Source organism: Candidatus Symbiopectobacterium sp. 'North America', assembly GCF_015762685.1.
Classification (GTDB): domain Bacteria; phylum Pseudomonadota; class Gammaproteobacteria; order Enterobacterales; family Enterobacteriaceae; genus Symbiopectobacterium.
This window is the reverse complement of record NZ_PEHF01000113.1, coordinates 1-1,474: the sequence shown is the minus strand read 5'-3', so window position 1 is coordinate 1,474 and position 1,474 is coordinate 1. Positions and strand designations below refer to the sequence as shown.

Below are 1,474 nucleotides of genomic sequence, written 5' to 3'. Positions count from 1 at the left end.
ATTGGCGCACGATCTCAAGCAACTGGCTCGATGATGCTGTGGTTTTGGCTACTGCCGGAGCCTTGACGGGCGGTTGTTGCAACAGGGTGTTGTAGTGGCGGCGCTGTACTTCTTCGCGGGCCTGTGGTGGTAGGCAGTCAATATGATATTCAAGAGCGTGAGTGCCTGTACGCATACGAACCAGTTCTGGGACTCCACCTGAGCTTCGAGCAAGCGCTTGCCGAATCCCTTTGTCAGTTTTTGGGAGGCCGGGAACACCCAACAATTCCTTCACGGTAACAAACATCATCATGACGCCTTACGCATGTAACTGTCAGTTTGATAACGGCTGGGCCAGATAACTTCCGGCGGAACCCCCAATGCATCCGCGATGATTTGTTGATAAGGCTTACACGGTGTGCGCAGAACACTTTTTCAGCGAGTCTTTCTTGTAACCAGCCTGGAGCGACAGGGTACGAAAGGACAGCCCCAGCTTATGGATCTCTGCCTTGATGATTTCAGGGTGCCAATCTGACACCAGATCTTCTTTTCTGCTCATCGTTCCTTTATCCTAAAAAGTTATGCGCGCGGATAACTGCGCGGTTATCTCTACAGATAAATAATAGATAACCAAAAAATACCAAAAAAAGGGATTTTTTGGTTATTTGGGGTTGTTTGTTTTTTACATTTAAAATCATACAGTTATAAGAAAAACCTATCAATTCAAAATAACCTAGAGGTATTTTTGTGGGACAGTCAAAAGAACCTGTGATTGAGCGAATAACTAGCCTCATCATGGGTTACCCCTCAAGAAGCGCAGCGGCCCGCGCATGGGGTATAAATATAAACACACTGAAAAGCTATTACCGGAAAGAGGGCAACATCCCTGAACCTCGTGATAATCTTCTGCCTCAGATAGCTACTAGTGAGGGTGTCAGATTGGACTGGTTGAGGGATGGGAAAGGTGAATCACCATTTGATGTCGATAAATCACCAAAATCAACCAAACCTGGTGATAACAAGTTAACTGATATGCTTTCTTTTCTTACAAGTAGCGAGCGCCAGAGGCTTACTGAGGTACTTGCCCGCAAAGGCGTTGAAACGGTTCTTTACTTACTGGATGAGGACAACATAAAACTGTTACAGCTTGATCGTGTTGTGAAAGCGAAAATCCTAGGGATGCAAAGCAACGCAGCGGCCTCATTGAATGATGAGCGAGCTAAAGAGAGTGGTTCCGATAGTGAAGGCGGGGCAGCATCGGCCAGCCTGACTGGCGGACGTAAGCAGGCTGTTTAGTTTATCGGAGGATGGTCAGAAAACTTCAACGGCCTGCGAATTAACACAATGGCTATAATTCACTGTAGAATGATTTAAGAGCGTTTAAACGCCGCTTAAACTGGATCGAACGACGATCAAAGTTGTGCAAAATGTAGTGCAGAAATAACCGGTTTTTTCCATTTTCTCACCGGGCTATGCAAAAGCCCTGAATCCCTTC

General features: G+C 46.3%; 2 protein-coding genes and 1 pseudogene. 1 reads left to right on the top strand and 2 read right to left on the bottom strand.

Annotation, left to right across the window (positions count from 1 at the left end; all coding sequences use genetic code 11):
- Both CS369_RS22520 and CS369_RS22515 read right to left on the bottom strand, forming a co-directional pair.
- Positions 1–286, bottom strand: a 286-nt coding sequence (locus CS369_RS22520; protein ID WP_280514849.1) for a DNA-binding protein, incomplete at its 3' end; no start/stop codon positions are given.
- 2 nt (positions 287–288) lie between these two features.
- Positions 289–538: pseudogene (locus CS369_RS22515) on the bottom strand (transcriptional regulator).
- 188 nt (positions 539–726) lie between these two features.
- Between CS369_RS22515 and CS369_RS22510 the strand changes: the two are divergent.
- Complete coding sequence (locus tag CS369_RS22510; RefSeq protein WP_244665199.1) at positions 727–1,275, top strand: hypothetical protein; 549 nt, start codon at positions 727–729, stop codon at positions 1,273–1,275.
- Positions 1,276–1,474 lie beyond the last annotated feature (199 nt).